Below are 22,989 nucleotides of genomic sequence, written 5' to 3'. Positions count from 1 at the left end.
CTTACGTGGAGATAAAACATTCTTAGGGTATGTTGTTTTGACTCGCGATTCACTGATTGTAAAAGGAGAGTTGAAATGCTTTCGAGACCGAGCGTGGAAGTACTGAATGGCGTGCACTGCGGGGGAAATAAAACCAATCACGAAAGACGTCGTGAGAGAAGTGATTAAATATTCGTTGATGAGGGCGGATGTGATGACGTATGAGAATGCGGAAACAAAAAATAGTAGTAGGTGCAGCATAAACGACATGCATCTGGTGAAGCTTTCGGTGATGTAGGCGCAGTGAACGTATTTGATTAATAGTAGTCCAATTAACGCTACACCTAGGAGGTGAAGTTCTGAAGGTGATAATATTAAAAGCATTGTCCCGAGTACGCAGTATGCGAAGACGGCGCTATTGAGGTTGTGTAGGAAATATTGCTTGTCTGTGCGGATCATCGTGTCGTTCCTGTTAATGCATCACCTATTCGCTCGTTAGCGCTATACTCTCCCATATTCATGAGGGCGTGAATGATGATGCCTCCGGCTATAACGATAGCGATAGTGGCCATCGCAGATAGTCCCGCCAACCCAACAACCGAACTTAAAATTATAATTCCTACATTAGTGGACTGGCTATAAGCACTTTTATTCAGGAAGTCATTAAAGCCGTTTGATGAGGTTCCATCTATAATGGCTTGTGGTCCAACGGTTAGGAGAGCTCCAGCAGTAGTACCAGTGAGTATGCGGCCAATACCCCGGGCGCTGTAGGCACTGGGAGTGATTGGAACCCTCCTGCGTAGAGCTTCGGCAGCTTGATAAATTGGAAGTCGGATAGCATTTGATGCAGTTTTTCCACCGATTGTATAAAACTGAGCACGTGCATTGGCTGGCACCTCGAAATGCAGTTGCCCTTGAATTCGCACCAGCTTGATTCGTTGTTTAAAGGCTCGTTTGGCTGAAACGCTTCCTGGTTTTCCACGGGTATTTGCCCAATTAACCAACTGCCGTTTGAGCTCGGGTGACAGATCTAGCATGTCTACTAGTCGTCCAGCCTTGAAAGGCGCATGTATAAGGCCTGCGAGTGCAGCTGTAGTGCTAGGTAAACTGGAGAGAGAGAAGAGCGCCGGTCCAATCACCGGAATCGACTGCACCTTCTGATGTAGCTCCTTAACTTCACGCGCCGTGACATACCCAGCAGCTTTTACTTTTGAAAGTAGATAACTCAGGTGCAACGCCATCTGCTCGTGCTCCTGAGCGTCCAGTCCGTTATCCGGATCGCTAAGCGTTGCCACCATGAAGTGTGCCGCGCTCAGTTCGTCAGTCGCGTAAAAGCCACTAATAGATATGTCTGTAGGAAACTGGCGCTCAGCGATTAAGCTCGGCCAAGGCAGTGTGCCATGCCCAAGTAACCCACTATGTGTGCCCTCACCCAGCGGGTCATTCACCGAGCAGGAATACAGTCTATTGCTCATCCTTAAGTACCTGTAAACGCCTTTGCGCGAATGTTTTAGCCATGAGCATTAGTGATGCTCGTGCAGGGATTCACTTGCAGTTGAAGTCGCAAAGGAGACCTTCTTGAAAAACGCTTGTCAAGCTGGGAAATTGTAACGAGGCGAACTATCTGTACTGCATTTTGTGAAAAATTTATGTTGGGGAAAGAATATTTTTTTGAGATTTCTGCCTAATCCCACAAGCTAGAGCGGCTGGTGTGTAAGGCGGCTCGCGTGGACAGTATGGCGACGATCGAACTGTTTCAGAAAGTTACCTTTCCATAAAAATTAAAACACTATCGATCGTAGGAATATTCCTTCAATTCAAATGGAAACAGGCTACTTGAGAAAGTAACAGGTCTGATTGTGCATGCTGATTTCGCCAGTTACGGTGTGCGACGTTTGATGAGGCGCTTTGAGTCGCTTCGGTTGCGTTAGTTCAGCATCCAATAGTTTGCAAAAGTTGTGTGTTTGCGCTTGTGTCAGCTTGGCCAACGTCGCAATTTCGCAGAAGCAAGTTCCGCTGCGATGTAGGACTAGAACGGATGAAAAACGATTAAGGAGTTCGCCAAATGGCAAAGATGGAAAGCACCCAGCACAAGCTTGACCGCATCCGTGCGCCGCGTGTGCAGATTACCTATGACGTTGAAGTCGGAGATGCCATCGAGCAAAAGGAGCTGCCGTTTGTGGTGGGCGCGATGGGAGACTTCTCAGGGCATCCGTTGGAGCCGCTGCCGCGTCTGAAGGACCGTAAGTTTGTACTCATCGATCGCGATAATTTCAACGGCGTGCTCAAGGGCATCAAGCCTCGGTTGAGCTATCGGGTCGACAACAGCCTGGCCAAAAACGGTACGCAGCTGGGTGTCGAGCTGAACTTCAATGCGATGGACGACTTCGAACCGCAGAATGTCGTCAAGCAAGTCGAACCGTTGCGCAAGCTTCTGGAATTGCGTAACAAGCTGGCCGATTTGCGCAACAAGATGGGGGGTAACGACAAGCTGGAGGAGATGTTGCAGGCGGTTATTCAGGACCCTGCAAAGCTCCAGGCGTTGGGTCAAGAGTTTGGGCGTCAGGGGCAGGCTAGTTCCGTCGCTGCACAGGGAGCCGATCATGACTGCTGATCCGTCACTCAATGCGCAGGTCTCCCAGCAGCCGTTGGAAACAGCTGCGCCACAGACATCCTTGCTGGACAGCATCATCTCCGAAAGCCGTGTGGCCCGTTCCGAGACCGAACGCACGCGTACCCGTGACCTCATTGGCGAATTGGTCGGGCAGGTGCTGGAGGGTGCGGTTACACCCAGCAAGGATTTGATGGCCGTGCTTGATGCACGCATCGCCGATATTGATGCGCTGTTGTCCGAGCAGCTCAACGAGATCATGCACGCCGATGAGTTTCAGCAGTTGGAGGCGTCTTGGCGCGGGCTGAAATACCTGGTCGACAACACCGAGACCAGCACCACGCTGAAGATCAAGCTGCTCAATGCCTCGAAGCGGGACCTGGTGCGCGACTTGAAGGCCGCCTCTGAGTTTGACCAGAGTGCCTTGTTCAAGAAGGTGTACGAGGAAGAGTACGGGACCTTTGGCGGTGCTCCGTTTGGCATGTTGATGGGCGATTACAAGTTCAGCCGTAGTCCAGAGGACATGTATCTGCTGGAAGAGATATCGCATGTGGCAGCCGCTGCGCATGCCCCGTTCATCTCGGCAGCCTCTCCCGAAATGTTCGGCTGGGACTCGTTTACGGAAATGGCGGGCCCCCGGGACCTGGCCAAGATCTTCGATACGGTCGAGTACACCAAGCTGAAGTCCTTCCGGGCCAGTGAAGATTCACGTTACACCGCGTTAGTTCTCCCGCACGTCTTGGGACGCTTGCCTTATGGGCCGGATACCGTGCCGGTTGAGTCGTTCCTCTTCAAGGAAGACGTCGACGGTCGTGACCACAGCAAATACTTGTGGGTCAACGCAGCCTATGCGTTGACGACCCAGGTTACCCAGGCGTTTTCGCGTTATGGCTGGTGTGTCGCCATTCGTGGCGTGGAAGGCGGTGGCCTGGTTGAAGGATTGCCCAGCCACACCTTCATGACCGATGACGGCGAGGTGGCGCTCAAATGCCCAACGGAAATCGCCATCACCGACCGCCGTGAAAAAGAACTGTCGGATTTGGGATTCGTGCCGTTGGTACACCGCAAAGACACCGACCATGCAGCGTTCTTCGCCACACAGTCGATGCAAAAGCAGAAGCAGTACAACACCGATGTCGCCAACGCCAACGCCAGGCTTTCGGCGCAATTGCAGTACATCTTCGCCACCTCGCGGATCGCCCATTACATGAAGGCAATCATGCGCGACAAGGTCGGTAGTTTTGCCTCTCGCCAAGACGTGGAGTCGTTCCTCAACACTTGGCTTTCCAACTATGTGTTGCTGGATGACACCGCCAGCCAGGAAGCCAAAGCCAAGAACCCGCTGCGCGAAGCCCGGGTCGAGGTGTTTGAAGTGCCGGGTAAACCCGGCGTCTATAAGTCGGTGAGCTTCCTGCGCCCCCATTACCAACTGGATGAGCTGACGGCGTCATTGCGTCTGGTCGCCGAATTGCCGAAATCCACCCGCAGTTGATCTGCACCCGTGCCAGGATGGCCTCATGAATACGCCTGCTAGATTCTTGCCGACCTTGTTTGATCGGTTGAGTGACGAAGCTCCACATCAGCCGGTTGAGGGGCGTACACAGCGGCTCTATTCGCTGGCAGATTACACCGCCAGCCTGGTACGCGACCTGGAAACTCTTGTGAACACGCGGCAGAACATGCAGCCACATTCACTGGATGCATTTCCTCAGCTGCGCGGTTCGTTGCTGGAGTACGGCTTGCCTGACTTCACCAGCAAAGGGTTGCTCAACCCGGAGGATCGCACGCAGATTCGGCTGCAACTCAAGCAGGCCATCGAGAGCGGTGATCGTCGTTTTCGTCAGGTCCGTGTTCAGCTCCTGGACTCATTGCCGCAACAACGCCAACTGACCTTTCGTGTAGACGCTTTGCTGCGTTTGCCCGAGACCACGCGCCAGGTGTCCTTTGACGCCGTGTTGCAGGTCAATACTCAGGCTTACACCGTGCAGAATTTGAACTGATGCATAGCGATCTGTTGCCTTACTACGAAAAGGAACTGTCGCACCTGCGTACCCTCGGGCAGGAATTTGCGCGACAGTATCCGAAGATTGCCTCACGGTTGTTGATGGACGGCGACCAATGCGAGGATCCGCATGCGGAGCGCCTGATTGAAGCGTTTTCGTTTCTTGCCGCGCGCGTGCACAAGAAGCTCGATGACGATTTTCCGGAAATCGTCGAGGCCTTCCTGGAGGTGATGTACCCGCACTACCTGCGACCGACCCCCTCATTGTCGATTGTCGAGTTCTCTGCCAGCGATAGCAGTGCTGTCACTGACGGCTACTGCATTGAGCGCCATAGCGAGCTGAAATCTCAAGAAGTTGATGGCATTTCGTGCCTGTTCCGCACGTGCTATCCCGTAACGATTTGGCCTGTCAGGGTAACCGACGCGACATTTTTGGAGCTTGAGCGTTCGGCTTTCAGCAGTCGCACGACCGAGCACCAGGCGCGTCTGCGTATCAGCCTGAGCACCACTACGGATACGTGTTTCGGTGATCTCGCATTGCAACCCCTGAGGTTTTTTATTGATGGTGAAAGCACCCTGACGCTTCACCTCTATGAGCTGTTGTTCAACAACGTGGCCCGGCTGACGCTCGTATTCACCGAGGCAGGGCAGCGGCGTGAGGTTGCACTGCCACTGAGTACAGTGAAGACGGTTGGGTATGCCGCCGAGGAAGGCTTGATTGACTATTCTGAACGTTCCTTCCTGGGCTACCGGCTGCTGCACGAGTATTTCACCTTTCCCGACAAGTTCATGTTCTTTGACCTTGAGGGGCTGGGGCGTGTGCTGGCAGGGAGGGCCGTGCATGCGGTGGAGGTCAACCTGTACTTCGCTGAATACGATGTGCCGGAGCGGCTGACCAGGCTGGCACAAAACGTCAATGCCGCTCATTTCAAGCTCAACTGTGCGCCGGTGGTCAATCTGTTCCGCCAACAGGCCGAGCCGATCAAGCTGACTCACACTCAGCACGAGTACCCGGTGGTTCCGGATGGTCGCCAGCATCGCTACGCCGAAGTCGTGTCGATTGAGCGGGTTGCGCGAGTCAAGGAAGCCGGGCGGCAGCAGCAGATCGAGGTGTGCCGACCGTTTTTTGAGCCTCGTGATTCGCTGACCGAAGGCGGTTGCTATTGGATCGCGCGGCGTCGATCTGCAACTCACGCTCAACAAACCGGCACTGACCTGTCGATTCGCTTGGTGGATCGGGAGCTGGAGTTGATTGACAGCGCCGACGACACTCTCAGCTTGACGTTGATGTGCAGTAATCGCGACTTACCAACCTTGCTGCCCTATGGCGGCACGGGGAGCGATTTCTTTCTTGAGCGCGACTCGGTGGTGCAGCGTATTCGCTGCCTGCGTAAACCCACGCCCTCCGTGCGCTTGCCACAGGGCAAGGGACTGCTGTGGCGCTTGGTGTCGCATTTGTCACTCAACCATCTGTCATTGGCCCACGGCGGACGCGACGTTTTGCTGGAGCTGCTGAGCCTTTACAACTATCGGCAATCCTCGGCGTTGCAAAAGCAGATCAACGGCATTGTTTCGTTGCGCAGTGAGCCGACGGTCGCGTTGGTTGGCCATCCGCGGCCTGGCGTGGTGCGTGGCGTGGGCCTGACCTTGGAGCTGGATGAAAGCCAGTACATCGGCGGTGGCGTGTTCCTGTTCGGCCAGGTGCTGGATCATTTCTTCGGGCTGTATTGCTCGCTCAACAGCTTTACCCAACTCACCCTGCAGTCTCGTCAACGAGAAAAGAGAATCGTGCAATGGCCACCAAGAACCGGCGCTCAAGCCCTGGTCTGATCGATCAGGCGCGGTCACAGCCGTACCGGTTTGAGTTCTTTCAACTGGTGCGTTTGCTGCGACTTCATTACAGCAAGACGGGACGTACCGATCCTGAAGCACGCCCCCATGATGACCCACTGCGGTTTCGGTCGCTGCTGTCGTTGAACTTCCCCGCCAGCGATGTCAGTGATCTGCGCTTTGAGCGACCTGAGCGCACCTCTTTGTCGGGCTTGCCGCTGTCCGAGGTGCAGGTCACGTTCATGGGACTGGTGGGGCCTTGCGGTGTGTTACCCAGACCCTATACCGAAATGTTGATGGCCCGTCACATGCAAAACCGCGATGACGCTGGGCACGCCTTTCTGGACCTGTTTTCTCATCGCATGACGGCGCTGTTTTATCAGGCTTGGCAGAAGTACAAGTTCCATATCGAGTACGAACGCAAGGGGCGATCGGACTTTGATCGCTATCTGCATACGTTGTTGGGAGTAGGTGATCGTGTTCAGCGGGACCCATCGGAAAAATACGGTACGGCCTTGCCACGGGATGTCTTCAGTTACTTTTCCGGCCTGCTGGCCCAGCAGCGGCGCACGCCCCAGAACCTGGAATGCTTGCTTGCTTACTATTTCGCCGTGCCCTGTGCCGTGAAGAGCTTCGTGGGGCGCTGGCTGCGATTGCCGACCACACAACGCAGCCAATTGGGACGTCGCAACGCAGTGCTGGGGCGTGGCGCAGTGATGGGCCATCGCGTCTGGGACTATCAGTCCTGCCTTCGCATCGAGTTGGGGCCGCTCAGTCTGGAGGAGTACCAGCGGTTTCAGCCCGGTACCGATGACCATCGCAAGTTAGTGGAGCTGGCGCGCTTCTACATCGGCGCCTTCCTGGACATTGAAATCGCCCCCGTGTTACGCGCCGACGCGGTACCCCAGGCACGTCTGGGACGAAGTGGCCTGCTGGCCTTGGGCTGGCTGGGCTGGCTGAAACGTCCTGCACGGGAAACCACTCCTGACCGTTGCGCGATTTTTCGTATTCCTTATGAGGGCACGCTGCTGTGAACCTGAAGACCCTGTTTGCCAAATTGAATGACCTAAGTCGCTGTGCCACTGAGGATGCCGCCGCGTTGTGCTTTAACGAGCGTCACTACGACGTGGAAGTAGAGCATGTGCTGCTGCAGCTGCTGGCCATCGATGATTGCGATGTGCGTCCTATCCTGCACCATTATGAGGTTGTGACAGAACGTTTGCAGGCTCAGTTGCGCGCCGCCTTGTCTGGCTTCAAGGTCGGCAACACACGTACGCCGGCGCTGTCGCCGCAGATTGCACGATGGATTGAACGGGCGTGGGTAGTGGCCTCCATTGAGTACGGCGAGGATCGTGTGCGTAGCGGCCACCTGCTACTTGCCTTGCTTGATGATCAGGAACTTCGACGCTGGGTGCTGGCTTCGGCAGCGGAGTTGGAAAAGGTTCATCCGGATGATTTGCGTAATCGTCTTGCGCAACTGATCTCAAGCACCGCGGAGGCTGTTGCCCTTGAGCCATCAGGCTCTACGATGGCGACCGCAGCGGGTAAAACGCCCGCTTTGGACCAGTACACCGTGAATCTGACCCAGGGTGCCCGGGAAGGCCGAATTGATCCGGTGTTGGGGCGCGATCAGGAAGTGCGCCAGATGATCGACATCCTGACCCGTCGGCGGCAGAACAACCCCATTCTGACCGGTGAAGCGGGGGTGGGTAAAACCGCCGTGGTGGAAGGGCTGGCGTTGCGCATCGCCCTGGGCGAAGTACCGACTGTGTTGCGTGAGGTGGCCATCCACACCCTCGATTTAGGACTGTTGCAGGCGGGCGCCGGAGTGAAAGGAGAGTTTGAGCAACGGTTGAAGGCCGTGATTGACGAAACCAAGCGCAGCCTGCATCCGATCATTCTGTTTATCGATGAAGCCCATACCTTGATCGGCTCTGGCGGCCAGGCTGGCCAGAATGACGCCGCCAATCTGCTCAAGCCAGCCCTGGCGCGTGGCGAGTTGCGCACGATCGCTGCCACTACCTGGGCCGAATACAAGAAGTACTTTGAGAAGGATGCGGCGTTGGCGCGTCGCTTCCAGGTCGTCAAAGTTGAAGAACCTGATGAAGCGCAGGCGGTGATCATGCTGCGCGGACTCGTGGAGAAAATGCAGACGCATCATGGTGTCGCCGTACTGGATGAAGCGCTGATCCAGGCCGTGCGCTTATCGAGCCGCTACATCAGTGGGCGACAGTTGCCAGACAAGGCGGTGAGCGTGCTGGATACCGCTTGCGCGCGCGTAGCGCTGGCGCAATCCACTCCACCGGCGGCATTGGAAGACTGTGTTTCGCAGCTTGAACAATTGACCCATGAGCGTGTGCTGTTGGAGCAGGAGGCACGCACCGGGGCAGCGCATCAGCGCCGGCTCGACGAATTGACGCAAGCGATGACGCTGACACAGCAACGCTTTGAGACGTTGTCCGAGCAGTGGCAACGTGAACGGGTACTGGTTGATGAGGTAAATGTGCTGAGCGCGCAGTTGCGCCAAGCGACCGATCCCGGCAGTACTGATGCCTTGGTACGCCTGAAGGGACAGTTGGCTGAAGTCCAGGGCGAGAAGCCGTTGGTCCACGGCCAAGTCGATGGCGCCGCCGTCAGCGAAGTAATTGCCGGTTGGACAGGTATTCCACTGGGCACAATGTTGCGCGATGAGATTGATACGGTTCAACAGCTGCCCCAACTGCTAGCCGAACGGGTGCTGGGGCAGGGCCACGCGCTGGAAGCAATCAGCAAGCGTATCAAGGTTTCACGGGCGCATATGGAGGACCCTGACAAACCAATCGGTGTCTTTCTACTGCTCGGCCCCAGTGGGGTAGGCAAGACCGAAACCGCGTTGGCCCTGGCCGATACTTTGTATGGGGGTGAACGCAATCTGATCACCATCAACATGTCCGAGTACCAGGAGGCCCACAGCGTTGCCACGCTCAAAGGCTCGCCGCCGGGGTATGTGGGCTATGGCGAAGGGGGCGTCCTGACCGAAGCCGTACGGCGCAAACCGTTCAGCGTGGTGTTGCTCGACGAGGTTGAGAAAGCCCATCCGGATGTGCTGGAGCTGTTTTTCCAGGTGTTCGACAAGGGCGTGTTGGACGACGCCGAAGGGCGCTCCATCAATTTTCGCAACACGCTGATCCTGCTCACCTCCAACGTGGGGACCGACCATATTCTGCGTACTTGCCACGACGTCTCCGTATTGCCCAGTCCTGAGCGACTTATCGTCGATCTGCGGCCAGAGTTGCACGACGCCTTTAAGCCCGCCTTTTTAGGACGACTGCAAGTGGTGCCGTTTTACCCGGTGCAAGACGCCGTGCTTGAACGCATCGTCGAGCTTAAGTTGGCACGTATCCGTCAACGCTTCGAGCGTCATTACCAGGTGCCTTTGCACATTGCCGAGATTGTGCCGAAGACGTTGGCGTCGCGCTGCACTGAAGTGGATAGCGGTGCCCGCAATATCGACAACATTCTGACCGGCACCCTGATACCGGAGTTGGCTAGTTGTGTGCTGGAGCGCATGGCTCGGCAGTTGCCCATCCAGCGTGCGGATATCGACGTTAATACCCATGGCGAATGTGTGGTTAGCCTTAGTTAGCAACGGCTGCGCAGGATGCTCCTGCTGCAGCCCTTAATACGGAAACTGTGAGGAAACTATGTACCGGATAGGAATCTTGGTGCTGCTCACGCTCGCCCTGAGTGCGTGCGGAGTGACTGATCGTGCAGGGAAAAAGATGGGCGACTCGTGGATGAGCGACATGATGTTCAGCAGCCCTGATCGCCTGCGCATGACCATCGATGGCGGCAACCAACTGAATGCGGGGGCAGATGGGCAGCCGCTGTCTGTCGTCGTACGGGTGTATCAGTTGTCCCGGTTGGAGTCGTTCGCGGCAGCAAGTGCGGATGCCTTGTGGGGAGTGCCGCAACAGACACTGGGCTCGACGATGTTGGATGCACGCGAACTGACCGTTCTGCCCGGCATCGGCCAGGTCGAAAACTGGCCGTTGGGCGAGGCCACTCGCTTTGTCGGGGTTGCGGCCTTTTTCCAGGAACCCTCCAGGCAACCCTGGAAGATCGCGTACGCGGCGGATTCGTTGCGCAAGGATGGCCTGTGGTTTTCTCCGGACGGTGTGCGTGTCGTGCTCGATGGCTCGCGGGTGATGGCCGCACGTGGGGTCGATGTGCTGGATGAGGTTGCGCAGTGGCGAGATCGAGGCTTGGAGACTGCGCAGGTGAAGGCTGACGGGGATGATCTGTCATCGCCGGCGCCCGGTGAGGCCCCGCTATGAGCCAGCATAATCAGGTCATGTGGTACGAGGGCATGTTCATGCTGCCCCAACACTTCCAGTATCAGGACGCCTTTCATCAGCATCAACAGGCTCAGGCCACGTTGCGAAGTACTCCGTTTTACTGGGGGGTGCAGGCCCTGGAAGTAGATGGCGACGCATTGGCCGAAGGGCGATTGCAACTGACGCGTCTGAAACTGGTATTTCCCGACGGCACTGCCTTCGACGCGCCGCAGCACGACCCGCTGCCGCTCGCCCGAGACTTGAACGTGTTGTTCAAGGAAAAACACCTCAGGGTTTATGTCGCGTTGAGGTTACCGCAGCCTGCCGGTGCCAACTATCAGGATGAGGCCATGACGTCTCAGGGGCCGCGGCGTTTCTGCAAACGATTCGACGCCTTGCCTGATCTGAACGAAGGTGAGCTGGAGAGCGAGATCACCCGGCTGCGTTTGAATGCCGTGATGTTGGTCGAAGGCGATGATCTCGACGGTTATACGGCGTGTCCTTTATTGCGACTTGCACGGGACACCGTGGGCGGTTTTCGCTGCGATGAGCAGTTTGTACCGCCCACCTTGCACTTGGGCGCGCATCGTACGCCCCTGATGATCGGCCAACGCCTGCTTGCAGTGCTGCACGGCAAAAGCCAGATGCTAGGGGCGCGGCGGCGCGAGCGCGGTGATCAACTGGCGGAGTTCGGTAGCAGCGATGTTACCTTGTTCTGGTTGTTGAACACGGTGAACCGCGCCTACCCGGAGTTGGCTCATCTGCTCCAGCATCCGGGCGTACACCCGGAACAACTTTATCGCTGCCTGGCCGCGCTGGCCGGCAGCTTGCTGACGTTTTCCTTGCGCGGTGAACTTGGCGATCTCCCGGTTTATGACCACCAGGATCCAGCACCGGGATTACTGAAACTGGACACGCTGATCCGGGAGCTGCTGGACAACGTCGTGCCCAACCAGTGCATCGTCATCGACCTGGAGCAGAACAAGCCTTCCTTCTACACCGGGCGATTGCGCGATCCTCGGTTGGCCGATGCGGACTTCTATATCGCCGTCCATGCCGATATGCCCGGTGTGACCTTGCTGGAGCTGGTGCCCCGTGCGTTCAAGGTCGGTGCTCCGGAAGAAATTGAAGTGGTGGTCAATGCTGCCATGCCTGGCGTGGTGCTCAACCCGGTTTCGCGACTGCCGAGTGCGATTCCCCTGCGCCTGGATAACCACTATTTCGCAATTGAACCCCAGGGCAAAGTCTACGAACGGATGGTGGCTGCCCAGGCTATTTGTTTCTACGTCCCCAATGCTTTCAAAAACCTCAAGCTTGAACTGATGGCGGTGCCCAAATGACCTTTGCACAGACCTTGGGCGTTGTTGCCGCGCCCGTAGAGAAACTCTTGATGAAGGACCTCGTCCGCGATTTTCTGTCCATGGCCTTGTTGATCCGTCGCGGCAGTCAGGCGCAGGACGTCACCCAATTTGTCCGCAGTGTGGACCAGTTCTTCACTGGCCTGGAGCACGATGCCCGAGCCGCCGGCTACAGCGTCGAGCAGGTCAAGGACACGCAGTACGCACTGTGCGCCTTCCTGGACGAGAGCGTATTACGCGCGGGTGAAAGTCCGCTGCGCTCACATTTCGAAGTACACAGCTTGCAGTTTCAGTATTTCGGCGTGCACCTGGCCGGTGAGGGCTTGTTCGAAAAACTGACGCAACTACGTGAGGACGTAAAAGGCAATCGCGATGTTCTGGAGGTTTATCACTTGTGCCTGGCGCTGGGTTTCGAGGGCCGGTACAGCCTGGAACAGAAAGAGCAGTTGGCTTACATCGCCAACAGCCTTGGGCAGGACTTGGCCAGGGGACAACAGGTACCGCAGGCGCTGTCACCGGACTGGGCGTTGCCGGACCAAGTCTCGCATCTGCTGCGCTACGAAGTGCCGATGTGGCTGTATGTGGCGCTGTTGGCGGCAGGCTGCGGCATCGTATTTTGGGTGCTGCGTTGGTTGCTTGAACGCGACGTAGCGTTGCTCGCCGAACAACTCACTCGCCTGTTCGGCGTTTAAGCCTCAGTCGACACTTCAGGTCAGGATGTAATGAAGACACTCTTTCGAATTATCAAAAGTTTCTGGTTTCTCTGGTTGCTGGTGTGGCTGTTGGGACTGTCGCTCGGCGGCGCGGTGCTGCTGTGGACCGTTATAGAACGGGAAGCCGTATGGGTTGGCATGGCATTGTTCAGTGCCTCTTGTTTGTTGTGGGTAGTACTGCGCCAGTACGGACGAATTCGTACTGAACGTAACCTGGAACACCTGCTCAATGTTGAAGTTGACCGCGAGCAGCGGGGTGGCGAATTTCGCGATCATCAAGTGCTGCGTGAGCGGTTGCAACATGCCGTGAAATTACTGCGGGCTGCGCCGGAAGCGGGGGGCGGTGGTTCGGCGGCCTTGTCTGATCTGCCCTGGTATCTGGTCATCGGCTTGTCGGCCTCGGGTAAAACCTCGCTGCTGACCCGGGCAGGCTTATCGGCACGGGTGGCTGGCGGGTCGACGCCGGGGCTGCAGAGCGGGACCCAACATTGTGACTGGTACTTCAGCCCCGAGGCGGTGATGATCGATACGGCGGGTCGCTATCTGAGCGACGACCAGTCTGCGCACGAGTTCACCGGTTTCCTGAAGTTGCTCAAGCGCCAGCGGCGGCGACCTGCGATCAATGGCTTGGTGCTGGTCGTCAGCTTGCCGGAGATACTGTTGGCCAGTCCGCAGGAGCGCGGGGTTCTCTGCGCACAGTTGGTGGCGCGTATTCAGCAATACGGTGACAGCCTGGGGGTGAGCCCACCGGTCTACCTGATGCTCAGCAAGACGGACCTGCTACCCGGTTTCAATGCAGTGTTTGATGGGCTGGATGCCGAGGCCCGCCAACAGCCGCTGGGGATGACCTTCGAGTTGGGCGCGCTGCGCAAGCAGGGCGTGCGTCAGGTATTGGAAGGCAAGTTCAGTGCCCTGCTACAGCGCCTCAATCAACACGTGGGAGCGCAGGTTTCGCATTCGGCGGACGATGCCATTGAGCGTTTACAGTTCCCGCGCTATCTGGCGGATTTGTCCGGCGTACTGGCAGATTTTCTGGCGCCGTTTGGCGGTGTCGATTGCACACCAGCGCCTTTGCTGTTACGCGGCCTGTACTTTACCAGCGCCTTGCAGGATGGGCGGGCGCTGCCGGCCATTCATGAAGATGAACTGAGCGAGCGCTATGGCTTGAAGCCTGCTGGGCAAGCGGTCGCCAGCCATACCGGTGAGAAGAGCTATTTTATAACCGGCGTCTTTCGCAACATCCTGTTCCCGGATAGGGAGCTGGGCCTTTACCGCGCCCGGCAGGGGGCACGCCATGCGTGGCGGCCAGCGCTCTTGACCGGCGCAGTGTTGGTCGCGGTGGGGGGGGTATTGTGGCAGGCGAGTGCCTTTCATACCACGCGGTTGTGGCTGACCGAGCTGGCACATGACCTCAAGGCTCATCAGACCTCAGGCGCGGATGCGCTGGCGACTCTTGAGATGTTACGCGAGCAGTTGCAGCAGCTTAAGTCGCAGGAGGACAGAGACGATCCGTGGGCGTTGGCGGTCAGGTTGTATCCGGGGAGTGAACTGCGGGCACCGCTGCAGGCGGCCTACAGTGCACAGCTACAGCGCCAAGTGTTGGCCCCGATCAGTCGGCACCTGCAGCTGCAGTTGCATGACTTGAACGAGCTGGCCGCACAGCTGACCCATGAGCCGCATGAAGTTGTCGTGCCAAAAAAAGTGTCGCGTGGGGCGCAGGCCGCAGTGGCAGAGCGCGTGAATATCGAACGGCAAGCGGCGCTGTCACGTGCAGGGCTGGCACTCTCCGAGCAAGTCGTAAGTCGCCTCAATGAGGCGCAGGCGACCACCTTGGTCGAAGCTTACAGTGCGCTGAAACTGTACTTGATTCTGACCGCTCCGCAGCAACATCCCGACACCGATTTTCTGTCTGTCGCGTTGCCATTGGCTTGGCGCCAGGTGGCGCAGCCTATGGGACTGCGCTTGAACGCAGCATCAGTGAACAGCAACACCGAACTCTATGCGCAATTGATACATCAAGGCGATGCGCCGGCTCTGTCGCGTAATGACAGCCTCGTCAGCGCTGCACGGCAAAGCCTCAAGTCCTTGATGATCAGCAGCTCTCTGGTGGAGCGTGAATACCTCAGGCTGCAACTGGAGTCTGATCAGCAGTTCCCGGCACTGAGCCTGAATCAAATGATCTCGGGCTCAGGCCGAAACTTGCTGTTCTCCTCGCATTCGGTGCCTGCGCTTTATACCCGTCAGGGCTGGGAGCAATTTGTGCAGCCGGCGCTGCTTAAGCTGCTTGGCGGCCCTTTGCGGCATGACAGTGATTGGGTGCTCGAAGGTCAAGATGTGGACCAGGACGTGCAGAAGGTCAATGTGATCCGCGACCTCTTGGCGCTGTACAAACGTGACTACGCGGCAGCCTGGACGCGTTTTCTGGCGGGGACGGGCGTGCGTCAGTTCAGTACGATCGAGGAGGCATTGCAGCACTTGGCGCCGTTGAGCGATGTCCATAACTCGCCACTCAAGCAGGTGCTGATGTCGGTGCATCACAACACGTTGTGGGACCGGCCGCCCAGCGGTGATGGGCTGGAAGAGTCTGCCGCTGCCGGTTTGGCCGCTACGCTGTCGTTCAGCGACGGCGCCCTGAGCAGCCAATTTGAAAGCGTCTCGCGTTTGTTCTCCGCTGAAAATCCGGACGGCGCGGATCGTACGGTCATGGACCGTTATTTGGCAGCACTGCGCAAACTCAAGGTGCGTTTGAGCAATATCGAACGCTCTCAGGACCTGGGGAAAAGCAGCAAGCAATTGGTTATTGAAACCCTCGACGGGCAGCCGACTGAGATCACCGCCTTACGCAACTATGTTGAAAGCAGTATCGAGACATCGCAGAACAGTCTCTCCGCTTCGCTGAAGCGCCTGTTCAATGCGCCCATCATGCTTAGCTGGGAAAGCCTACGGGCTCCGGCCGGCGAACAGGTCGCCAAGGCATGGGCGCAGCAGATTATAAAACCGTGGCAGCAAAACCTCGCCCATCGCTACCCACTTAATCCGGCAGCCGACAACGAGGCCTCGGTCAAGGATCTGCAGCGCTTTGTAGACCCCACCACCGGGCTGATGCCGGCTTTTCAGCGCAACGAAATCGGTAACCTGGCCGGAGGGGAGGGGTTAGGCATGAGCCGCGCGGCTGGCAGCGCGCCGTTGGTGAGTCCACGCATGCTGCAGGGTATCGAGAAGGCCAGCGCACTGGGTGAAGTGATTGCCAGCCTGTCCGATCCAGGCAATGGGTTTGAGGTGATGCTGGAACCGTCCGCGCGGTTCACCGATCTGATTCTGACCCTCGATGGTCAGGTGCAGCACTACCGCAACGGTAAGCCGCAATGGAGTCGGTTCACTTGGCCGGGGAACTCGCAGAGTCCTGGTGCGCGCCTGGAGGTGGTGACGCTGACTGGGGAGCGCAAGACCGTGTTCGATTATCCAGGTCGTTGGGGCCTGTTGAAAATGAACGACAGCGCCAAGGTCGCCAACCTGGACCAGGTCCGCCAGCGTTTTACCTGGCAGGCACAAGGCGGGGACATCAGTCTTGTGCTGCGCAACTATGGCGGTGTACGCCTGACTGACCTCGGAGACGTGAAGTCCCTTGGTTCCTTGGGCGGCACAGCGCGGGCAGACGGCACATGATTGGCTGCTTTGGAAAAATCCCCGCCAGCGCGGATTTCGTCAGCCTGCATGGTGCACTGCCGGAGGTGGCGGAGTTCGATCGATGGTTGCAACGCACCCTGGTTGATCTCGATCACGGTGAGCAGTGGCAGGCGCGTTTTGACGAACTGCCTCTGTGCTACTTCAGCTTTGTCAGTACAACCGGTGCCTGGTTGTTGGGCGGGGTGGTCAGTTCACGTGACAGCAGCGGCAGGCGCTATCCGTTCTTTATCTTTCAACTCGTTCGCGGCTCCGATGGCGAGCTCAGTGCTCATACACTGGCTGAAGTCTTCGCCGCCCAGATCAAACCGTTGTTGATCGATGCGGCGCAAGGTTTAGAGGTTGCTTTGGTATTTCGCCGTTTAGCTACGCTGCGCCCTTGGGATCGCGCCGATCTCGCCTTGTATCAGCGCGTGCATCAGAAGTTCCTCGATGACTTCGAGCTAGGCGATATTGCTAACGCGTTGCAGCACTCCTACGCCAACCTGCATGGCTTGTCTTTGCAAGCGCACCTGCAAGGCCTGAGCGAAAGCGTTTGTGAGGCGCGTCCGCCTGTGGTGCATTTCCCACTTCCGGCCGAGCGGGGGTTGAAGCGGCCCGTGGCGGATTTCTGGTGCGATTGGTGGGCTGGCCAACACAATGGCCATGTGCCGACGGTCAGTGTGCTGGTGGACGACTTTATGCATCCCGGACTGCTCTGCTTCGCTTCGCGGCATGTCGCCACCGCGTATCGCGTCCTGGCAGGTGGGTTGTCTTGCCCCTCATTGCTTCACGCAGAGCCTGGCATTGAATGCCCTGACGTGAGGGCAGACCAGTCGTTGCGCAGGTTGCTCGCGTCGCTGCGGCAACAGGGGGCGAGCGCATGAATCGGCTCAAGTATTACTTTTTGAAGTATCAGCCTTATGTGGTCGGGGTCGGTTGCTTCCTGATGCTCTTTGTCATCTGGAAGTTGGGCGTGTGGCTGGGATTCACCTCCCTGGGCAGCCTGATGGTGGGGATAGGTGGGTTTCTGCTGTCTTCGTCGCTGTATGTGGTGTTGTTGCAGCGTGGGGCCGCGCAGTATCAGGATCTGGAAGTGCTATTGCGTGATGACGCCGATCAGGCGGTATTGAACGCCAGCCCTGCCGACCGTGAGGAGGTCAGTCTATTACGTGAACGCTTATTGCAGAGTATCGCTCGCTTGCGTGCCGGCACGCGTGGACGGCACTCGCGCGATGCGCTGTATGCCTTGCCCTGGTACTTGGTGATTGGCCAACCAGCTTCCGGTAAAAGTTCGATGTTGCTGCAATCGGGGCTGCACTTTCCGTACGCGGAACGTGAGGGCATGCGCACCGTGGGTTTGGGCGGGACGCGTAACTGCGATTGGTTTTTCAGTGCCGAAGCGGTGTTGCTCGATACAGCAGGCCGTTACATGGACGCCCCGGAGGAGGCGGGTCGTTGGCGCGGCTTTTTGACCCTGCTGCGTCAATACCGCCCTCGCCAACCGCTGAACGGCTTGATCGTGACGGTCAGCCTGGAGGACCTGCTCAGCGCCTCGCCGCTCGAGTGCGAACAGTTGGCCAAGCGGTTGCGTGAGCGGGTGCAGGAAGCACAGGCGTTGCTGGAGCTGACGCTGCCGATCTATCTGGTCTTCACCAAGTGTGACCTGTTACCAGGGTTCAGCGAGTTTTACCGGCAGGGGCACGCTTCGCACCAAGCAGGAGTGCTAGGGACGACCTTCCCCCATGCGCAATTTGAACACGCCGACTGGGGCGCGCGTTTTTCCCAGGCGCTGGACCTGTGGACCGGGCACTGGCAACAGGTGGCGGGTGAGCAGTTGGTGCAGCAAGACATTCGCATCACGCGAGAAGACCCAACGGTGTACCGCTTTCCGCTGGAGCTGATGGCGTTCAAACCGGTCTTAAGAGGGTTTGTCGCCGCCTTGGTGCAAGCCAATCCTTATCAGAAGTCGACCTTGCTGCGCGGGTTCTATTTCACCAGCGCCTTGGATGCTCAGTGTGCAGCGTTGGGTGAGCACAACCGCCAAGTCAGCCAACGGTTTGCCCTGGCGCCGCTATCCAGCACGGCTCAAGGCGCGGCCCAGCCACAATCGCTGTTCATCCAGAGCCTGTTCCAGAAGGTCATCATTCCGGATCAACATCTGGTGATGCTGTACAGCCGTAACCGTCGTGAGGATCGTCGTCTTCGCGGTTGGCGTCTGGGGGGGGCGGTCTTGGCGCTGGCTGTTTGTGGTGCGTGGGGTGTGTCTTTTTGGCAGAACACGCTGGCCATTAAGGGCCTCGCTGGCGACTTGGCGCTGGCCGCGGAGCAGGATGCCCAGTCACCGGGAACGTATGCGGCCTGGCAGCGCCTGGACCGTTTGCGCGCCAGTGCAGCAGATTACTACGACCAACACCGTCAAACCGGCGTGCCGTGGGCTTTGCGTCTGGGGCTTTATCAAGGTTGGCTGATCGAGCCAGAGGTCCGTGAGCATTATTTTGCCGAGTTGGAACGGGTGATGCTGACGCCCGCTGCAGAGAACCTGACGCGGTCGTTATCGCTGTTACCGACGCTCAAGGTTTATCAGCGCACCACCCAGGATAAACACCCTGTGACCGGTATCGACAGCGTTGAGCCGCGGGCCTTGCCCCAGGACAACCGCGCGTCATCCATCGCTCAGTTCGGCAAGACAACGCTGAAGACCTACCAAATGCTTGCCAAATCCGGGCAGGGCACGGCGGACCCGCTGTTGCTCAAACAGACGCTTCCAGACTTTTGGTACCCCAGCATTGCCCGTCATCTGGCCACCCAAGCAGGAGCCGTTCAGCCCGAAACCGGCGACTACCTGTATGCCGGGCGGCAAATCGCGTTTTACATCGAACAGATCAACGAGCCGGACGTGCCCAGGATTATGGACAACGCGTTCCTGGTCTCCAGTTCGCGCAACTACATCAACAGCCTGTTAGCGCAGTCACTGCGGGCTATTGAGACCATCACCCTGGAGTCGGACACCTTGTTTGCGTTCGGTCGGGCGGACTTGCAGAGCCTGAAGGATAGCGGCCGGCTGCAACTGAGCCAGATTGCCGCCAAGCTGCTCAATACCCCTAACGTCGGCACCATTGTGATTGCCGGCCATGCCGATCAAATCGGCGATGCCGAGAGCAACCTGCGGGTTTCTCGCCAGCGCGCCGAGACCATCAAAACCTACCTGGTTGGCAAAGGCGTACCCCAGGAGCTGGTCACGGCCATCGGGGAGGGGAGTCGTCGGCCTTTGGTGCGCTGCGACAGCGCATTGCCGCGCGCGGAGCTGATCAAGTGCCTGGAGCCGAACCGCCGTGTGGAGATTGAAGTGCGCGCACAGCCATGACGGCATGGGGGCGCGCAAAAAAATACTGGTTGTCGAGCGGGAACGCCTACTCGGTAACACCAGTAAACGTCTCATTTGCTTGGGCAATGGGACTTATCGCAAAGGTGCCGTGTTCCGCTGATGGATGGACACCGCCTTACACCAATGAAGGAGTTTTACCCAATGGCATTTGATGCATACCTGAAAATCGACGGCATTCCTGGTGAAAGCACCGACGACAAGCACGCTGACTGGATCGAAGTGGTGGGCTACGAATATGGCGCCACCCAAGCCACTTCCGCCACCGCCAGCTCGGCCGGCGGCGCCTCATCGGAGCGCGTGAACCTGAGTGATTTTTCGATCCGTAAGGTCGTCGACAAAGCCTCGGCCAAGTTGTTCGAAACCTGCTGTAAGGGTCAGCACATCAAAGAGTTGGTGCTGCACGTCAACCGCGCGGGAGGCGACAAAGTCACCTACCTGACCATCACCATGGAAGAAGTGGTGGTGTCTTCCGTCAAGTTCCTGGGCAACATGGACGCCGGCAACGACGCTGCCGACGTCAGTGATCTGCCCAAGGAAGAAGTCAAGTTCAACTATGCGCGAATCAAGACCGAGTACGTACAGCAGAAGCGCGGCGACGGTCAAGGTGGCGGCAAAGTTGTGGGCGGCTGGGATCGCACCAAGAACAAGACGCATGCCTAAGCAATACCCCTTGCCCTGATTGAAAGGGTAGAGGCGACGCCCTGCCTCGGTATCGAGGTGGGGCGTTTTGCGTATAGAGGCAATGATCGGTGATAGCCAGAGGTAAGCATGTCTGAACATTTGCACGAATATTCCATCGTCGTCCTGACCCAACCTATCGACGGGGGCGGTGGTGACGATCTGAGCTTTTCCGAGCTGTTCGATCAGATCAAGGAAGCACGGCGTGCCGATGCGTCCTATCTGACCCAGGGTGAGTGGCAAGCGGAACTGAAACACGCGGATTGGGAGCAAGTCGTTCGTCTGAGCGCTGACGGCCTGTCCCAGCAGAGCAAAGATCTGCGCTTGGTGGCCTGGTTGTGCGAAGGGCTAGGCCACCAACACCGGTTTGAGGGGGTCGCATTTGGCTTGTCTGTGTGCGACGCCATTCTTAAGGGGCATTGGCCAAGGTTGTATCCTGCCCTTGACGAGGGACTGGAGGCCCGAGCCGAACGTTTGGCGTGGCTGAGCACCACTCTCACCGATATTGTCGCCAGCGTTCCTCTAACCCAGGACCCACCCTACGGCCTAGCCCTGTATGACCAGTCACTTCAAGTCGATAACAGGGGACGACAGAGCCCGGAGGCGATGGATGCGTGCCTGGCCGAGGGCAAGATCAATGGGGAAATGTTCCAGCGGGCGGCCGCGTTGACGGCTGTTGACTACCTGCACACTCGGCACACTGAGGTGCAGAAATGCCTAAGCGTTTGCCGAAGCCTGCAAACATCGATTGACGTATTGTTTGAGCTGGACGCACCGCGCCTGACCCGCCTGGATGAAACGCTGGTTCGGGTCAATCAACTGACTGAAAGACTGTTGGCGGAGCGCGGCGGTGATGTGGTGCGAACGCCTGCGCCGGCCGTTGCCCCTCAACCGACAAAACCTGTGGCGCCACGTATACCTGCACAGCACGAACCGGTGGTCACTCCGTCCACGGTTGAGGCTATTCGCACGGAGCCGCAATCCCGTGCGGAAGCGTTGGCCCAACTTCGAGGCGTGGTCCAGTACTTCAAGCAAACCGAGCCTCACAGCCCAGTGCCTCTGCTGATTGAGCGCGCTATCAAATGGGGGGATATGCCTCTGGAGAGCTGGTTGAGCGACGTGATCAAGGACAGCAGCGTGGTGGATGGGATTCGTAATGTTCTGGGGACGGATGTATAGGTATAAATCTGCCAGGTTTACTGGCCTCTGGTAATCGGCGGGCATAAAAAAGGCCACGAGCCGATCATCCAGCTTTGTCTTCAAGGGCTTCTGCTGCGAGTGTTGAAGAACAGGGCCGAAGGCTGTTGGAATCACAACACATCCGCTCGACACGCGCCTTCGGGATTGTCGGTTCTATTTCGAATATACCGGGTGATGCCTTGCAGCAATTGGGCAAAACGTTGGGCATAGATATCCCCCAACGATGGAAGCAGCCAAGTGCTGTTGATTTCCAGCTGAACGCTGGGAACGCCGAGAGAGGAGGCAAATCGTGTGAGCGTATGATGCTTGGCGGCCGGGAAGTAGTTGTCTGAGAAATTCCGAAGTCCTTCCCTGCGCAACGCTTTGCGCAGACCCGGGACAATATCAGTGCGTCCCAGTAACGACGCACCCTCCATGGTGCCAAAGTCGACATCGTAGGGGCGCGAGGTGCTGCTGCCGTGAAGGTCAATCAATAACTGTGGCTTCTGCTGTTTGATCAACTCGGCGACTTGTGCCTTGAAGGCATTGCCGTCGTAATAGTTGGGGTCTGAGGGGCTGCGGTATTGGGTATAAATGACGGTCGCGCACGTTAAGGTATTGAGCAATTTGGCCAGCGCGGCTGTGCCTGCCCCGTCAGAAAAACGATAGTTGCCTTCCCTATAGGGCTTCGTGGCGTGAGGCGCGGTGATGAGGACAGGTGTCGTACCCTTGAGCACCACATACCAAGCGGTGTCGGCGGGGGCGGCGTTGGCACTTTGAGCTTCAATCGCTGTTTCAATCGTTATCGCTTCTTGTACCTGCGACGGCTCGATGAGGGCGCGTTCTGCCTGGGCCAGCCCCATGGTGGTGAACAGGCCGATAGCCAGGATGACGCGTGAGCGCAGGTTGATAGGTGTGCTCAGGCGGGGCGTGCCCGCAGATTTTTTGTCATGCGCTCGCACGTTGCAATCTGCTCGAAACGCACATAATGGGCTTGAGACGTCCATTCTTCGATCAGGATCAAATATTCGGCAGGCGGATTGATCTGGCGCAGCTGACCGCAAAGCAGGCGCCTGCTTCGCGTGCTCGTTGGTTTTAGCGTCAAGATGACGTTGTCTGCGGCGCGGCATTCAGTGATCTCCATGACCGAACCCTCATCGATTGCTGGCGGTAAATCTGCTAGCCCAGTATCAGAGACTGGAGATTGTCACCGCATAGGGTTGATTCTCGGACGGGGAGTCGCAGGCGTCTACTGTCATCTCTGACAGTTTT

At 57.6% G+C, this 22,989-nt stretch carries 17 protein-coding genes; 14 read left to right on the top strand and 3 right to left on the bottom strand.

The window, feature by feature from the left end:
* Positions 1-434 precede the first annotated feature (434 nt).
* Positions 435-1,454, bottom strand: coding sequence for a hypothetical protein (locus TU82_RS28770; protein WP_156421692.1), 1,020 nt, complete (start codon positions 1,452-1,454; stop codon positions 435-437).
* Positions 1,455-2,044: 590 nt separating this feature from the next.
* Here TU82_RS28770 and tssB point away from each other — a divergent pair.
* The 14 genes from tssB (at position 2,045) to tssA (ending at position 21,717) form a co-directional block, all read left to right on the top strand.
* Positions 2,045-2,593, top strand: a complete 549-nt coding sequence (gene tssB / locus TU82_RS23325) for a type VI secretion system contractile sheath small subunit (RefSeq protein WP_057725601.1) — start codon at positions 2,045-2,047, stop codon at positions 2,591-2,593.
* On the top strand, positions 2,583-4,082 hold the full coding sequence (gene tssC / locus TU82_RS23320) for a type VI secretion system contractile sheath large subunit (protein WP_057725600.1): 1,500 nt from the start codon (positions 2,583-2,585) through the stop codon (positions 4,080-4,082). Before tssB ends, tssC begins: the two co-directional genes overlap by 11 nt.
* A 25-nt stretch (positions 4,083-4,107) precedes the next feature.
* Positions 4,108-4,590 (top strand): type VI secretion system baseplate subunit TssE, encoded by a 483-nt coding sequence (gene tssE / locus TU82_RS23315; protein WP_057725599.1) that lies wholly within the window; start codon positions 4,108-4,110, stop codon positions 4,588-4,590.
* Complete coding sequence (gene tssF / locus TU82_RS23310) at positions 4,590-6,422, top strand: type VI secretion system baseplate subunit TssF (RefSeq protein WP_057725598.1); 1,833 nt, start codon at positions 4,590-4,592, stop codon at positions 6,420-6,422. The genes tssE and tssF overlap by 1 nt, the downstream gene beginning before the upstream one ends.
* The gene (gene tssG, locus TU82_RS23305; protein WP_057725597.1) at positions 6,386-7,456 is read left to right on the top strand and encodes a type VI secretion system baseplate subunit TssG; all 1,071 of its coding nucleotides are present in this window, start codon (positions 6,386-6,388) and stop codon (positions 7,454-7,456) included. Before tssF ends, tssG begins: the two co-directional genes overlap by 37 nt.
* A complete protein-coding gene (tssH, locus tag TU82_RS23300; protein WP_057725596.1) occupies positions 7,453-10,047 on the top strand; it encodes a type VI secretion system ATPase TssH in 2,595 nt (864 codons plus the stop codon). The genes tssG and tssH overlap by 4 nt, the downstream gene beginning before the upstream one ends.
* Positions 10,048-10,105: 58 nt before the next feature.
* The gene (gene tssJ, locus TU82_RS23295; RefSeq protein WP_057725595.1) at positions 10,106-10,738 is read left to right on the top strand and encodes a type VI secretion system lipoprotein TssJ; all 633 of its coding nucleotides are present in this window, start codon (positions 10,106-10,108) and stop codon (positions 10,736-10,738) included.
* Entirely contained in the window at positions 10,735-12,078 is a 1,344-nt protein-coding gene (gene tssK, locus TU82_RS23290; protein ID WP_057725594.1) for a type VI secretion system baseplate subunit TssK, read from the top strand. The genes tssJ and tssK overlap by 4 nt, the downstream gene beginning before the upstream one ends.
* Positions 12,075-12,788 carry a DotU family type IV/VI secretion system protein gene (locus tag TU82_RS23285; RefSeq protein WP_057725593.1) on the top strand — a complete coding sequence of 238 codons (714 nt, stop codon included), beginning with the start codon at positions 12,075-12,077 and terminating at the stop codon, positions 12,786-12,788. Before tssK ends, TU82_RS23285 begins: the two co-directional genes overlap by 4 nt.
* Positions 12,789-12,818: 30 nt before the next feature.
* Positions 12,819-16,475: a type VI secretion protein IcmF/TssM N-terminal domain-containing protein gene (locus TU82_RS23280; protein WP_057725592.1), complete on the top strand. Its 3,657-nt coding sequence runs from the start codon at positions 12,819-12,821 to the stop codon at positions 16,473-16,475.
* Positions 16,472-17,359 (top strand): type VI secretion system-associated protein TagF, encoded by an 888-nt coding sequence (gene tagF, locus TU82_RS23275; RefSeq protein ID WP_057725591.1) that lies wholly within the window; start codon positions 16,472-16,474, stop codon positions 17,357-17,359. The genes TU82_RS23280 and tagF overlap by 4 nt, the downstream gene beginning before the upstream one ends.
* A complete protein-coding gene (tssM, locus tag TU82_RS23270) occupies positions 17,356-19,839 on the top strand; it encodes a type VI secretion system membrane subunit TssM (protein ID WP_057725590.1) in 2,484 nt (827 codons plus the stop codon). The genes tagF and tssM overlap by 4 nt, the downstream gene beginning before the upstream one ends.
* A gap of 162 nt (positions 19,840-20,001) precedes the next feature.
* Positions 20,002-20,520, top strand: a complete 519-nt coding sequence (locus TU82_RS23265; RefSeq protein ID WP_057725589.1) for an Hcp family type VI secretion system effector — start codon at positions 20,002-20,004, stop codon at positions 20,518-20,520.
* A gap of 108 nt (positions 20,521-20,628) precedes the next feature.
* Positions 20,629-21,717 carry a type VI secretion system protein TssA gene (gene tssA / locus TU82_RS23260; protein ID WP_057725588.1) on the top strand — a complete coding sequence of 363 codons (1,089 nt, stop codon included), beginning with the start codon at positions 20,629-20,631 and terminating at the stop codon, positions 21,715-21,717.
* 131 nt (positions 21,718-21,848) lie between these two features.
* Here the strand turns inward: tssA and TU82_RS23255 are convergent, their stop codons facing one another.
* Together TU82_RS23255 and TU82_RS23250 are read right to left on the bottom strand one after the other, a co-directional pair.
* Positions 21,849-22,679 (bottom strand): ketol-acid reductoisomerase, encoded by an 831-nt coding sequence (locus TU82_RS23255; protein WP_156421691.1) that lies wholly within the window; start codon positions 22,677-22,679, stop codon positions 21,849-21,851.
* Positions 22,637-22,861, bottom strand: a complete 225-nt coding sequence (locus tag TU82_RS23250; protein ID WP_057725586.1) for a hypothetical protein — start codon at positions 22,859-22,861, stop codon at positions 22,637-22,639. The genes TU82_RS23255 and TU82_RS23250 overlap by 43 nt, the downstream gene beginning before the upstream one ends.
* Positions 22,862-22,989 lie beyond the last annotated feature (128 nt).

The sequence above is a fragment of the Pseudomonas orientalis genome (genome assembly GCF_001439815.1).
Taxonomy (GTDB): Bacteria; Pseudomonadota; Gammaproteobacteria; order Pseudomonadales; family Pseudomonadaceae; genus Aquipseudomonas; species Aquipseudomonas orientalis.
Note: the sequence above shows the minus strand (reverse complement) of the source record. Positions and strands in the feature narration are given on the sequence as shown.